At 68.1% G+C, this 13,068-nt stretch carries 12 protein-coding genes; 6 read left to right on the forward strand and 6 right to left on the reverse strand.

What is annotated here, in order from left to right; translation table 11 throughout:
* Positions 1-5: 5 nt before the first annotated feature.
* Positions 6-908 carry a succinate--CoA ligase subunit alpha gene (gene sucD, locus ACXPWS_RS04765; protein ID WP_458711334.1) on the forward strand — a complete coding sequence of 301 codons (903 nt, stop codon included), beginning with the start codon at positions 6-8 and terminating at the stop codon, positions 906-908.
* 56 nt (positions 909-964) lie between these two features.
* Here sucD and ACXPWS_RS04770 read toward each other — a convergent pair whose 3' ends face one another.
* The 4 genes from ACXPWS_RS04770 to ACXPWS_RS04785 all read right to left on the reverse strand — a co-directional run bounded on the left by ACXPWS_RS04770 (position 965) and on the right by ACXPWS_RS04785 (position 5,783).
* Positions 965-2,830, reverse strand: a complete 1,866-nt coding sequence (locus ACXPWS_RS04770) for a S9 family peptidase (RefSeq protein ID WP_458711335.1) — start codon at positions 2,828-2,830, stop codon at positions 965-967.
* An 82-nt stretch (positions 2,831-2,912) separates the two neighbouring features.
* Positions 2,913-3,551: a TetR/AcrR family transcriptional regulator gene (locus ACXPWS_RS04775; protein ID WP_458711336.1), complete on the reverse strand. Its 639-nt coding sequence runs from the start codon at positions 3,549-3,551 to the stop codon at positions 2,913-2,915.
* A gap of 23 nt (positions 3,552-3,574) precedes the next feature.
* Entirely contained in the window at positions 3,575-4,663 is a 1,089-nt protein-coding gene (locus tag ACXPWS_RS04780) for an AAA family ATPase (RefSeq protein WP_458711337.1), read from the reverse strand.
* Between the two features lie 4 nt (positions 4,664-4,667).
* A complete protein-coding gene (locus ACXPWS_RS04785; RefSeq protein ID WP_458713417.1) occupies positions 4,668-5,783 on the reverse strand; it encodes an ATP-binding protein in 1,116 nt (371 codons plus the stop codon).
* A 159-nt stretch (positions 5,784-5,942) separates the two neighbouring features.
* Here ACXPWS_RS04785 and ACXPWS_RS04790 point away from each other — a divergent pair, with 159 nt between their 5' ends.
* Positions 5,943-7,469 carry an acetyl-CoA acetyltransferase gene (locus ACXPWS_RS04790; RefSeq protein ID WP_458711338.1) on the forward strand — a complete coding sequence of 509 codons (1,527 nt, stop codon included), beginning with the start codon at positions 5,943-5,945 and terminating at the stop codon, positions 7,467-7,469.
* 101 nt (positions 7,470-7,570) lie between these two features.
* On the opposite strand, the gene ACXPWS_RS04795 is transcribed toward ACXPWS_RS04790, so the two are convergent.
* Complete coding sequence (locus tag ACXPWS_RS04795) at positions 7,571-7,864, reverse strand: hypothetical protein (RefSeq protein WP_458711339.1); 294 nt, start codon at positions 7,862-7,864, stop codon at positions 7,571-7,573.
* Positions 7,865-7,990: 126 nt separating this feature from the next.
* The gene (locus ACXPWS_RS04800; RefSeq protein ID WP_458711340.1) at positions 7,991-8,839 is read right to left on the reverse strand and encodes an LLM class F420-dependent oxidoreductase; all 849 of its coding nucleotides are present in this window, start codon (positions 8,837-8,839) and stop codon (positions 7,991-7,993) included.
* 113 nt (positions 8,840-8,952) lie between these two features.
* Between ACXPWS_RS04800 and sfnG the strand changes: the two genes are divergently transcribed.
* From sfnG to purN, 4 genes are all read left to right on the forward strand, one after another.
* Entirely contained in the window at positions 8,953-10,083 is a 1,131-nt protein-coding gene (sfnG, locus tag ACXPWS_RS04805; protein WP_458711341.1) for a dimethylsulfone monooxygenase SfnG, read from the forward strand.
* Positions 10,084-10,142: 59 nt separating this feature from the next.
* Positions 10,143-10,985 (forward strand): DUF5336 domain-containing protein, encoded by an 843-nt coding sequence (locus tag ACXPWS_RS04810; protein ID WP_458711342.1) that lies wholly within the window; start codon positions 10,143-10,145, stop codon positions 10,983-10,985.
* A gap of 72 nt (positions 10,986-11,057) precedes the next feature.
* Positions 11,058-12,407 (forward strand): cell division protein PerM, encoded by a 1,350-nt coding sequence (locus ACXPWS_RS04815; protein ID WP_458711343.1) that lies wholly within the window; start codon positions 11,058-11,060, stop codon positions 12,405-12,407.
* Positions 12,408-12,417: 10 nt separating this feature from the next.
* Complete coding sequence (gene purN / locus ACXPWS_RS04820; RefSeq protein ID WP_458711344.1) at positions 12,418-13,062, forward strand: phosphoribosylglycinamide formyltransferase; 645 nt, start codon at positions 12,418-12,420, stop codon at positions 13,060-13,062.
* The last annotated feature ends 6 nt before the right edge of the window (positions 13,063-13,068 follow it).

A 13,068-nucleotide genomic window follows, 5' to 3' on the forward strand; every position in this document is an offset into this window, starting at 1 on the left:
CAAAGATGTCTATCTTCCTCAACAAAGACAGCAAGGTCATCGTCCAGGGCATCACCGGCGGTGAGGGCACCAAGCACACCAAGCTGATGCTCAAGGCCGGCACCCAGGTGGTCGGTGGTGTCAATGCCCGCAAGGCCGGCACCACGGTGTCGCACGTGGATAAAGACGGCAACGATATCGAGCTGCCGGTGTTCGGCACTGTCGCCGAGGCCATCAAGGAGACCGGCGCCGACGTGTCGATCGCGTTCGTGCCGCCGGCCTTCTCGAAGGACGCCATCATCGAGGCCATCGACGCCGAGATCCCGCTGCTGGTCGTCATCACCGAGGGCATCCCGGTGCAGGACAGCGCCTACGCCTGGGCCTACAACGTGGAAAAGGGCGAGAAGACCCGGATCATCGGGCCGAACTGTCCCGGCATCATCACCCCCGGTGAGTCGCTGGTCGGCATCACGCCGAACAACATCACCGGCAAGGGTCCCATTGGTCTGGTCTCCAAGTCCGGCACCCTGACCTACCAGATGATGTACGAGCTGCGCGATCTCGGCTTCTCCACCGCCATCGGCATCGGCGGCGACCCGGTCATCGGCACCACCCACATCGACGCCATCGAGGCGTTCGAGAAGGATCCCGAGACCAAGCTGATCGTGATGATCGGCGAGATCGGTGGCGACGCCGAGGAGAAGGCCGCCGCCTACATCAAGGCCAACGTGACCAAGCCGGTCGTCGGCTACGTCGCCGGCTTCACCGCGCCGGAAGGCAAGACGATGGGCCACGCCGGTGCCATCGTCTCCGACGGTGCGGGCACGGCCGCCGGCAAGCAGGAGGCCCTGGAGGCCGCCGGTGTCAAGGTCGGCAAGACGCCGTCCGAGACCGCGGCCAAGGCACGCGAGCTGCTCGCCGGCCTGTAAATCCGTACCGAGAAAAGCCCCTGCCACGGCAGGGGCTTTTCTTGTGTCCGAATCCGCTACACCCGGCCGCCCAGATGTTCGGCCAGGAACAGTTCGACGGCGTGGTACAGGTCGATGCTGTTGTCCGGGTTGACGAATCCGTGCCCCTCGTCCTCCTTGACCATGTATTCCACCTCGACACCACGGTCACGCAGAGCCGCCACCAGATTGTCGGATTCGGCCTGCACCACCCGAGAGTCGTTGGCGCCCTGCACCACCAGCAGTGGGGTGCGAATCTGGTCCACCTTGGTGATGGGCGAGCGGGCCAGCATGTCGGCCTCCTGCGCCGGGTCGGATGGATCGCCGACGTAGCGGTACCAGTTGCCGGCCAGGAACCGGCGGGCCACCGTCGGCAGCGTCCGCATGAAATTGGCCAGGCTGGAGATGCCGACGTAGTCGATCGCCGCGGCGAACACATCCGGGGTGAAGGTCACACCCACGAGTGCGGCATAGCCACCGTAGGAGCCGCCGAAGATCGCCACCCGGTCGCGATCGGCGATGCCCTGGTGCACAGCCCAGTCAACGGCGTCGATCAGGTCGTCGTGCATCTTGCCGGCGAACTCGCCGATGGCAGCCTGCATGAAGGACTTGCCGTAACCGGTCGACCCGCGAAAGTTGGTCTGTAGCACCGCATATCCGCGATTGGCGAGCAACTGCACATCGGGCTGGAAGCCCCAGCAGTCGCGTGCCCACGGGCCGCCGTGCACCAGCAGGACCATCGGCAGACCCGCCGGTTCGACACCGACCGGCAGCGTGAGGTACCCGTGCAGATCCAGCCCGTCGCGCGAGGTGATGGTCACCGGCGTCATCGGCGCCAGCGCGTCGGGATCCAGGTGTGGGTAGGGCCGGAACAGCAGCCGGCTCTCGCCGGTCGCGTGGTCGTAAAGGTAAGTGGCCCAAGGGTCGCGATCGTGGGTGAAGTTCACCACCCAGCGCCGGCCCTCGGCATCGTAGGACAGCGCCGCCAGATCGCCGTCGGAGAGCTCGGACAGTTTCTCCAACACCTCGGCGAACTCGGGGTCCAGTGCGTGGATCACCTGACGCTCCCCGTAGTACCGGGCGCCGATCAGTTCGCCGGTGCGGGAACTGAGGATCAGCGGCGAGGGCAGCACCATCTGGGCGGCGAGGTCGAGGGTGGGGTGGCTGTCCACCTCGGTCTCGGCGCCGGTGGCCACGTCGACGCGTACCAGGCGGGTGCGATCGGTGCCCTCGTTGGATCCCAGCCACAGACCGGTGCCGTCGGGTGTGACGGCGATGGGATGGATGCCCAGCGGGTAGTCGGTGCCGTCGTAAATCCTGATGGTGCGCAACGATTTCGAGGCCGGTTCCCATTGTGACAACTCGACATCACCGTCGGCGGTCAGGGTCGAGGTGAACAAGTCACCGGCCTGGCTGCTCAACCAGCCGACCACGTTGCCGGGGTTCTCCGCGAGCAGGGCCAGCTCGCCGGTGGCGATGTCGAGCTCATAGGCGTCGAACAATTCGGGGTTGCGCGTGTTGAGCTGGACGACGGCCTTGCCGGGGCGCGCCTTGAGCAGCTCGAAATCCGCTCTCGCGCCGGGGAACGGTGTCAGGTCGACCGCCGGTGCGTCGGGGTTCTGCGGGTCGACGCGGTAGACGTGCCAGTGTTCGTCGCCGCCGTTGTCCTGCATGTACAGTAGCCACCGCGAATCATGGGTCCACCGATAGATGTACACGCTGCGGGTGTCATCGGCTGTGACGCAGCGGGTGGATTCCTCGGAGTCGAGGTCCTGCACCCACACGTTGAGCCGGTTCTTCCACGGTGCGAGGTAGGCAATCCGGGTGCCGTCCGGCGAGATGGTCGCCGCTGTGCGCTCGGGCGGGCTGAAGAACTCTTCGACGGTGATGATCGGGGATGCCACGTTGGTCCTTTCTCGGGGCGTGCGGAGTCGACGGGCCCACCTTGGTGTGGACTCGTGTTGTGTTGTGTTGCGGCGGTGCGGGTTAGCGCTTCACCGGACCGCCCACGCGGTCATCGGTCGCTTCCCGGATGGCCCGGTCGATCAGTGCGTACACCTCGTCCTGGCCGACCTTCTTGCCTTCGATGATCACGGCATGGCCGACGTCCTCGTCGATGACGCGGAAGGCGCCGGTGACCGTGGCCGCGCACAGGCGCACGGTGAGATCGTCGGCAGGCAGGTCCAGCCGGTCGGCGATGACCGGGATCAGGCCGCGCTCCATCTCGTCGTGCACCATGAGATACGCGGTGCGCAAGGCGGGTTCGGTGCCCGTGAGCGTGGCGATCCGCAGCGCGGCCACCTCGTCCTGGATGTCCTGTGGGGTCAGCGGGTATGAGGTGGCTTCCACGGCGAGGTGTTCGATGAGGGACAGTTCGTGCGGCCACCGCCGCGCCGATGCCAGGAACCGCTCGGCCGATTGGGCGAGCAGCGGCTCGACACAACTTTCCTTGGTGCGGAAGTACCGCCAGATGGTTCGGGTGGAAAGCCCTGCCGCAGCGGCGATGTCGTCACCGCTGGTGCCGGCGACCCCGTGCTCCCAGAAGAGCGCGGCCGCATGTCTGGACACCTGGAGGCGTGCCTGGGCCTGCTTGTCGCCGATCTGCACCACCCCCTTGTCTGTCACTTAGTGACAGCTTCACTGTGGCACTATGTGACAGGTGCGTCAAGCGGCGGTAGCTGCCCCTCCCGGTAGCGCAGCACGTGCCGCACCAGTGGTTCGGCGAGGTCATACCAGGTGGACCGCCGGTCGCCGGTATCGGACTTGGTGGCGCTCACCCAGCGCGCGGACACCAGCCGGCCCAGCGCCGCCGATGCGGTCTGGTTCGAAATTCCCACCGCCGCAGCAAGATCGGCTACGGTCCGCGGACCGTCGGCGCGGGCGATCTCGACGACCAGGCGCTGCTCGCCGGCCGGGAGCTGCCACAGCCGCTGCTGATAGACGGGGGACAGCCGGTCCAGCAGCGCGGCCAACGCGGGCGTGCCGGCCTGCAGGCTGTCCCGGTCGGCGACGTCGGCCACCATCCGCCACAACCGCGGCGCGCCGCCGGTCAACGCTTGGATCTCGGCAAGGCGGCGGCGCCCCTGGGCGGACGCCGCATAGCCGGCCAGCTCGTCGTCCCCGCGGTCGGCGGCCGCCCGGGCAATGATCCGGGCGCCGTCGGCCGCGTCGAGATCGGCCAGCTCCTCGACGATGAAGGACCCGTACCAGGGCTGGGTGCGCGACGAGACGCCGGGAAACAGAGCCGGCGCGGTCGCGAAAATGGTTACCGCGGTGGATGTTTCGACCCAAGCCCGCAGACTGCCCTGGCCCGCCTCGCCGATCGCGGCGAAGACGCGGTCCAGGTTCTCGATGACGGCCAGCACCATCGCGCCGTCGGCGATGTCGAGGATGGTTCGCTCGAGGGCCACCACATCGTCGCGCCGGTGCTTGGCTTCCCGGTCGTGTGCCCGCAGCAGTTCGACCAGCAGATCGGCGTAGCTGCCGATGGCCAGGGCGTCTTCCGGAACGACCAGGGGCAGCATGTGTTCGGCCCGCAGGCGGTGCAGGACGACGCGCGCGGTGTGGGTCTTGCCGCTGCCGCGGGGGCCGACGAGCAGGGTGTGCGGGCGGGATCCGTCCTTCGCGGCGGTACCGAGGCGCTGGGTCAGCCTCGACAGCAGGGCGTCCCGGCCGACGGTGCGCGCTTCGAGGTCGGCGGCATCGGCGGTGCCCGGGCTGTACAGCGGAGCGCTCATCGCGTCATCTCCGCATCGCCCGCCAGGCCCGCTGCACCAGACCCGATGCGAAAGCGTCGTCGTCACCGTTCCGGCGCAGATAGTGGTCCTGTTCGAGCCGTTCGATGAACGACACCAGGTGGTCGCGTTCGCGCACGACGGAACCCTCGCTGCGCAACAGGTGCAGAACCGCGTCGACGCCCAGCGGCTCCGGCGCGTGGGCATAGATGTCGAGCAGTCCGGCGATGGCCGGCGCGTCCTCGCCGTAGTAGTTGCGTAGCCGGTCACGGTAGTGCCGGAGGTCCCACGGGTCGTGCGGATCGGTGATCGCGGCATTCAGCAGCAGCGGGATGCGTTCGGCGCGCACCGATTCGCCCAACCGGGCGGCCGCGGCGACCAGGTGCTGGATGTAGTACGGCACGTTCTCCGCCGAGCGGGCGATGGCCGCGGCCACCGAATGCGGATCGGTGGCACTCACCCGAGCGCCCAGCAGGAGGCACTCGGCGAGATAGGTGGCGTGGTCGTGCCGGATCGGTCCGACGGTGACCTTGCGGATGTCGTTGACCGAACTCAGGGCTTCGCCGGAGACATGATGGAACCCGATGGATCCGGACAGCACGGTGGCCAGCCGGCCGGAGTGGTCTTGGCGGAGCCGGCGCAGCAGATGCAGGAAACCGTCACCGCCGCCGGCCTTTTCCCGCTCCAGGTTGCGGGCCAGCACGGTGACCTCGTCGATGAACAGCACCAGCGGCCCGCCGTGGGTCCGGCCGACCGCGCGCTGCAGCAGGTCGTCGAGGGCCGCCTCGGCGCGGGCCCGCTCGAACCGCACCGGGCCGGTACCGAAGGCGATCTTCCAGCGTTCGACTTCCTGGCGCAGCGTGGTGTCCAGCCGACCGAGTTCGCCGGCCAGCGCCGAGATGAATTCGGCATAGGACTGTCGTTCGGCACTGACCGAGACCACGGTCAGGCCGTTCTGCCTGGCGGTGTGCGCCACCAGGCGGGCCAGCGAGGTCTTGCCGTGCCGGCGGTCGCCGACCAGTGCCGCGCCGCCGTCGGGCAGGCTGGCCAGGATTTCCTGCTGTTCACGGACCCGGCCGACGACGTTCTCCGGCGGTACCACACCGCCCACCACCAGGGACATCGCACGGACGGGCCACGTCATCCAGCAAGTCTACGTCACAGTTGATGTACGTCATATACGACGTACATCAACTGTGGTGTATATCTGCCGCGCGCTGATTGTGCCCGCCGCTGCACCATCGGTTAGCCTGGCGAATTAACACGTGTCAGGAGGTTTGTCATGGTGGATCCACGTACTCCCGTCATCGTCGGTGTCGGGCAGTTCACCGAACGCCTCGGTGATTCCGACTACCGCGGGATGTCCTCGGTCGACCTGGCCGCCGCCGCCACGCACGCCGCACTGGAAAACACCGGTGCCGATGTCTCTGCCGTCGCGCGGGCCATCGACATCATCGCCGGAACCCGCCAGTTCGAGATCTCCGGCCGTACACCGGCGCCGTTGGGCAAGTCCGACAACTACCCGCGCTCGGTGGCCGCCCGTGTCGGCGCCGACCCGGCCCGCGCCGTCCTCGAGGTCATCGGCGGCCAGAGCCCGCAGCACCTGATCACCGAGTTCGCCGCCGCCATCGCCGCCGGCGAGGCCGATGTGGTCCTGGTGATGGGATCCGAGAACACCTCCAGTCTCCGGTATTTCGCCGACCGCGAGGACAAGCCCGACCATTCCGAGGTCGTCGGCGGGCAACTGGAAGATCGCGGCTATGGCTATGACGGCATCTTCGACGAGTACACGGTCAAGCACGGCCTGATCGGCGCCCCGGTGCAGTACGGATTGCTGGACAACGCCAGGCGGTCCCGGCTGGGTCTGTCCGTCGTGGACTACCGGCAGGCGATGGCCGAACTGTTCGCGCCGTTCTCCAAAGTCGCCGCCAAGAACCCGTATTCGTCGGCGCCCACCGAACGCTCGGTGGATGAGCTGGCCACCGTCACGGCCGCCAACCGGATGATCTGCGATCCCTACCCGCGCCTGATGGTGGCCCGCGACCAGGTCAACCAGGGCGCCGCGGCGCTGCTCATGTCGGTCGGCGCGGCGCGCAAACTCGGTGTGCCCGAAGACAAGTGGGTGTACCTGCGCGGGCACGCCGACATGAAGGAGCAGAAGCTGCTGGAGCGTGCCGACCTGGGCGCCAGCCCGGCGTCGGTGCTCGCGGTGAACGAGGCGCTACGGGTGGCCGGCATCGGTGTCGACGATATCGCGGCCTTCGATCTGTACAGCTGCTTCGCCTTCCCGGTGTTCAACATCTGCGACGGCGTCGGGCTGCGCACCGATGACGAACGCGGGCTGACGCTCACCGGCGGGCTGCCGTTCTTCGGCGGCCCCGGGAACAACTACTCGCTGCACGGCATCGCCGAAGCGGTCAACGAAATGCGGGACAAGCCAGGGCAGTTCGCGCTGGTGGGCGCCAACGGCGGGATCGCGAGCAAGTACTCGGTCGGGATCTACTCCACCGAGCCCGCGGACTGGACGCCGGACCGCAGCGCGGCACTGCAGTCGGAGGTGGCCGGATACCCGGCCGTGGCCGTCACCGAGGCGGCGGACGGGACGGGGACCATCGAGACCTACACGGTGCGCTACGACTGGACCCCGCGTACCGGGGTGATCGTCGGACGACTGGACGCCGACGGGTCGCGGTTTCTGGCCACCACGACCGACGATGCGCTGGTGGCCCTGCTGTCCGACGGCGAACCCCTGGGTGCGCGGATTACGGTGCGCACCGGCGAGCAGGGCAACCGCGCGACACTGGCCTGAGCCCAGCAAACTCGGCGTGGGCCATGGCCCGCCTGAGCGCCCGCCGGACTTCGGCGTCCGTGCCGGATTCGGCTCTCGCTGATCCGAATTCGGGCAACCCGTCAGTAAAAGCGGTCCTGCAGCGCGGTCAGCAGGCGGCGGGCCTCCTCGACACGGGCGTGCTGGCGGGCCAGCCCGTCCGGGCGTTTGGCATCTGCGGGGTGGCTGCGCTTCCACTTCTCCTCGGCGGCCACGGCATAGGCGCTGAGTTCGGCGATCTCGGTCTCCAACAGTGCCGCGAAAAGGCGTGCCTGGGCGGCATCGGCCGAGCCGGGGTGTGACCTCCGGGCGGTGACGAGAACCGGCCGGACCGGAATGCGGAACTCGTACTCGTCCGGGAGCGGGGCGACTGACATGCGAGCATCGTTGGCCCAAACCCGGTGAATGTCCTGTGTGCTCTGCCACCCGGAGGTCGATTGGTGTTCACCCGGAGGCCACCCGGAAGACGGCTGAGGATCACCTTCCGGACCCGTCCAGCAACCTCAGACGAGGGCGGCCAGCTTGCCCGCAAGGCGCTCGACGTAGGCACCGACCTCCGCCTCGGGCTTGTCCGGCAGTCCGAACAGCACCTCGGTGACGCCGAGTTCGCGCCAATGGGCCAACTTGTCGGCGTCGGGCTTGAAATCGAGCGCGACGATCTGCGGCGCCCCGTCGCGACCGGCGGCGGCCCAGGTGTCCTGCAGGAGCTTCACCGGCTCGTCGATGGTGAAATCGCGCGGCGTGGTGATCCAGCCGTCGGCCGACTTCGCGATCCACTTGAAGTTCTTCTCGGTGCCCGCGGCGCCCACCAGCACCGGGATATGGGACTGCACCGGCTTGGGCCAGGCCCAGCTGGGGCCGAAGTTGACGAACTCGCCGTCGTAGGAGGCTTCCTCCTGTGTCCAGAGCGCCCGCATCGCCTCCAGGTACTCGCGCAGCATCGTCCGGCGCCGGCCGGGCGGCACCTTGTGATCGGCGAGTTCGTCGGTGTTCCAGCCGAATCCGACGCCCAGGCTGACCCGACCGCCGGACAGGTGATCCAGCGTGGCGATCGACTTGGCCAGGGTGATCGGATCGTGCTCGACGGGCAGGGCCACCGCGGTGGACAGCCGGACCCGGTCGGTGACGGCAGCCACGCCGCCGAGCGACACCCATGGATCCAGGGTGCGCATATAGCGGTCATCGGGCAGTGACTCGTCGCCGGTGGTCGGGTGTGCGGCCTCGCGCTTGATCGGGATATGGGTGTGCTCGGGCACATAGAACGTGGTGAAGCCGTGGTCGTCGGCGAGTTTCCCGGCGGCCGCCGGGGTGATGCCGCGGTCGCTGGTGAAGAGTACGAGCCCATAGTCCATGGCAAGAATTAGAACGTGTTCTAGTCTGGAGGGCAAGGCCGGGGTGCGTGCCCTTCCGTTCAGTCAGATCTTTACTGGTGACTCCCGGCGGCCGGGCTGCTGCCATGGCAGCCATGACCACCGAACGCATCGCCGACCACATCAAGTTCGCCTATTGGGTGCCCAATGTCAGTGGTGGCCTGGTGACCAGCGATATCGAGCAGCGCACCGACTGGAACTACGAGTACAACAAGAAACTCGCGCAGACCGCGGAGAACAACGGGTTCGAGTACGCGCTGTCGCAGGTGCGGTACGAGGCCAGCTACGGCGCGGAGTTCCAGCACGAGTCGACCAGTTTCAGCCTGGCGCTGTTGCTGGCCACCGAACGGTTGAAGGTGATCGCGGCGGTGCATCCCGGGCTGTGGCAGCCCGCGGTGCTGGCCAAACTCGGCGCCACCGCCGATCACCTCTCGGGCGGCCGGTTCGCCGTCAACGTGGTGTCGGGCTGGTTCAAGGACGAGTTCACCCATCTGGGCGAGCCGTGGCTCGAGCACGACGAGCGCTACCGCCGCTCCGCGGAATTCCTCCAGGTGCTGCGCAAGATCTGGACCGAGGACGACGTTGACTTCCGCGGTGATTTCTACCGGATCCACGACTTCACGCTCAAACCCAAACCGTTGAACACCGCGCAGCGGCCCAACCCGGAGCTGTTCCAGGGTGGCAACTCCACCGCCGCGCGGCGCAACGGTGGGCGGTACGCGGACTGGTACTTCTCCAATGGCAAGGACTTCGACGGCCTCACCGAGCAGGTCGTCGAGGTGCGCGACCACGCCCGCGAGGCGAACCGGGAGGTCAAGTTCGGGCTCAACGGGTTCATCATCGCCAGAGACACCGAGAAGGAAGCCAAAGAGACGCTTCGCGAGATCATCGCCAAGGCCAACAAGCCGGCCGTGGAGGGCTTCCGCGGGGCGGTCCAACAGGCCGGGAACTCGACCGGTGACAAGAAGGGCATGTGGGCAGATTCGTCGTTCGAGGATCTCGTTCAGTACAACGACGGGTTCCGCACCCAGTTGATCGGAACCCCCGAACAGATCGCCGAACGAATCGCGGCCTACCGCAAACGCGGCGCCGACCTCATCCTCGGTGGCTTCCTCCACTTCCAGGAGGAAATCGAGTACTTCGGCAAGCACGTGCTGCCACTCGTCCGGGAAATCGAGGCTTCGGAAGAGGCTTCGGCGGACGCCCCGGTGCTCGTATCGGCCTGACGCCGCTCACAACCGGGTGCGCTAGCGTGGGTGGTCGAGATCGCTGACACAGGAGAGTCATGACCTACCCACCCGGTAGTCCCGGATATCCGCCGGCCCAGCAGGGCAACCAGTACGCGCAGACCCAGCAGTTCGGAAAGTTCGCCGATCCGGCCGGGCCGTCCAAGCTGCCGATCTATCTGTTCGCCGCGGTTGCCGTCCTCGGACTGGCGACCTACGCGTTCAACTTCGGTCCGTTGCTGACCATCAAGAGCTCGGACTTCCCGCAGTTCGGCAGCGCCAGCGGAAGCACCATCGGCATCGGCCTGGCCGTCGCGGCATCGGTACTTGCCGGGCTGCTCGCCGCGGTGGGGCTGCTGCCCAAGCAGAAGGTGTCCGCCGGTGTGGTGGCGTCCATCGCGCTGCTGTCCTTCCTGTTGGTGCTCGGCGAGGTGATCAACGCACCGCAGGGTGTGTCGATCGGCTGGGCGCTGTACCTGGTCATCGTCAGCACCGTGCTGCAAGCCGGTGCCGCCATCGCCGCGCTGCTGCTGGAGGCCGGCATCATCACGGCGCCGGAACCGCGGCCGCGCTACGAGCAGCAGCCTTACGGTCAGTACGCCCAGCCGTATTACGGCCAGCAGGGACAGCCGTACGGCGCCCCGCAGGCGCCCCCGCAGCAGGGCCAGGGCCGACCGGGCTACCCGCCGCCGTCGCAGTACGGCGCCGGATACCAGGGACAGAACACCGGCGGCTTCTCCGCGGTCCCCGCGGCCGGCCCGCAGGGCGGCCCGCCGACTCCGCCCACCGGTTTCCCCGCGTTCGGTCAGCCACAGCCTGCCGGTTCGTCGGACCCGACCACCGCGGTCCCGACGCAACCCCCGGCCGCGTCCTCACAGCAAGCTGGGCCGCCGCCGTCGTAGTCTGGGCGTCGCGCATCCGGGCAATGTGGGCACGGCGTGCGTGAGCCCAGCGCACGAGGAGCGACCCAGCTAGTGGAGAACCGGTCAGTCGGCACCCGGCAGGCACGTGACCTGCTGCGCGTCGCGTTCGGTCCATCGCTGGTCGCCCTCGGGATCATCGCGGCGGTGACGCTGCTGCAGCTGCTCATCGCCAACAGCGACATGACGGGTGCCTTCGGCGCCATCGCCAGCATGTGGCTGGGCGTGCACCAGGTGCCGGTGTCCATCGGCGGACGCGAGCTCGGTGTCATGCCGCTGTTGCCGGTGTTGTTGATGGTGTGGGGTACCGCCCGCACCACCGTCGCGGCCTCGGCGCGCGCCTCGTGGTTCGTCATCCGCTGGGTGGTGGCTTCCGCCTTGGGCGGTCCGCTGCTGATCGCGGCGCTGTCCCTGGCCGTCATCCACGACGCCTCCTCGGTGCTCACCGAACTGCAGACGCCCAGCGCCGGGCGGGCCTTTGCCGGCGTGCTGGTGGTGCACCTCATCGGCGCAGCCATCGGCGTCCTGCTCACCGGCAAGTTGCGGACCGTCCCGTGGATTCCGCGCTGGCTGCCGGATGCCCTGCGGGCGGCCGGTGCCGGCGTGCTGGCCCTGCTCGGTCTGTCGGGCGTGGTCGCGGTCGGATCGCTGGTCCTGCACTGGGGCACCATGCACGACCTGTTCGGCATCACCGACTCGGTGTTCGGCCAGTTCAGCCTGACGCTGTTGTCCGTGCTCTACATTCCGAACGTGATCGTCGGCACCGCGGCGGTGGCGGTCGGCTCGAGCGCGCACGTCGGTCTGGCCACCTTCAGCTCGTTCACCGTGCTGGGCGGTGACATCCCTGCCGTGCCGGTGCTGGCGGCCGTCCCGACGCCCCCGTTGGGACCCATCTGGGTCGCGTTGCTGATCGTCGCCGCGGCCGCAGCGGTGGCAGTCGGCCAGCAGTGCGCGCGGCGCCCGCTGCCGTTGCCGACCGCCGCGGCCAAGCTCGTTGTCGCCGCCGCGGTGGCCGCGGCGGTGATGGCGTTACTCGGCTATGCCGGCGGTGGCAGGCTCGGCAACTTCGGTGACGTCGGAGTCGATCAGGTCACGTTCGGTCCGGGGGTCTTCCTGTGGTTCGCGTCGATCGGTGGTCTGACTGTCGCGATGGCGGGAGGGTTGGCGCGACGACCGAAGCCGGTCAAACCCGTGCCCGTGCCGGAACCCGACCCCGATCCCGAACCCGATGAAGCCGTCACCGTGGTGTTCGGCGACCCCGAAGAGCTTCAGTCGATCGCCGAGCCCGAGATGCCGGACCCGATCGTCGTGCCGGCGCCGCCTGATGAGCCCCCACTGGACCCGGAAGAGCACTTCCTGACCGACGGGGATCCGGCCGAAAAGCCGCGCGAACAGGCCGACTAGGCTATCGGGCGTGCAGCCCACGCCCCAAGGCCCGATCTGGGTGCCCCCGAGCGCACCGTCGCGGCTGGTGGTGCTGGCTTCGGGTACCGGTTCGCTGCTCGAATCGCTGCTGCAGGCCGCCGTGGGTGACTTCCCGGCACAGGTGGTGGCGGTCGGGACCGATCGTGGCTGTCCGGCGCTGGAGATCGCCGCCGGGGCCGGGGTGCCCTCGTTCACGGTGCGGCTGGCCGACCACGGCGACCGGGCCGGCTGGGATGCCGCGCTGACCGATGCGGTCGCCGGTTATCAGCCGGACCTGATCGTCAGCGCCGGCTTCATGAAAATCCTTGGACCGACCTTTCTTTCGAGATTCGCGGGCCGCGTCGTCAACACCCATCCGGCACTGCTTCCGTCCTTCCCCGGCGTGCACGGCGTCGCGGAGGCACTGGCCTACGGCGTGCGGGTGACGGGCGCTACGGTGCACCTGGTCGACGCCGGGATGGACACCGGGCCGATTCTGGCTCAGCAGGCCGTCCCCGTGCTCGATGATGACAACGCAGAGACTTTGCACGAACGCATCAAGGTGGTCGAACGGCGACTACTGGTGGACGTGCTCGCCGCGGTGGCTACCCGCGGCCTCACCTGGAACGGGCGAAAGGCGACATTCGGATGTTGAGGGCGC

This window comes from Mycobacterium sp. BMJ-28 (genome assembly GCF_054404835.1).

Excerpts from the sequence above, each read along its gene's own strand:
- sucD (WP_458711334.1), top strand. The coding sequence starts at position 6 with ATGTCTATCTTCCTCAACAAAGACAGCAAGGTCATCGTCCAGGGCATC.
- ACXPWS_RS04780 (WP_458711337.1), bottom strand. The coding sequence starts at position 4,663 with ATGAGCGCTCCGCTGTACAGCCCGGGCACCGCCGATGCCGCCGACCTC.
- ACXPWS_RS04785 (WP_458713417.1), bottom strand. The coding sequence starts at position 5,783 with ATGTCCCTGGTGGTGGGCGGTGTGGTACCGCCGGAGAACGTCGTCGGC.
- ACXPWS_RS04790 (WP_458711338.1), top strand. The coding sequence starts at position 5,943 with ATGGTGGATCCACGTACTCCCGTCATCGTCGGTGTCGGGCAGTTCACC.
- ACXPWS_RS04795 (WP_458711339.1), bottom strand. The coding sequence starts at position 7,864 with ATGTCAGTCGCCCCGCTCCCGGACGAGTACGAGTTCCGCATTCCGGTC.
- ACXPWS_RS04800 (WP_458711340.1), bottom strand. The coding sequence starts at position 8,839 with ATGGACTATGGGCTCGTACTCTTCACCAGCGACCGCGGCATCACCCCG.
- sfnG (WP_458711341.1), top strand. The coding sequence starts at position 8,953 with ATGACCACCGAACGCATCGCCGACCACATCAAGTTCGCCTATTGGGTG.
- ACXPWS_RS04810 (WP_458711342.1), top strand. The coding sequence starts at position 10,143 with ATGACCTACCCACCCGGTAGTCCCGGATATCCGCCGGCCCAGCAGGGC.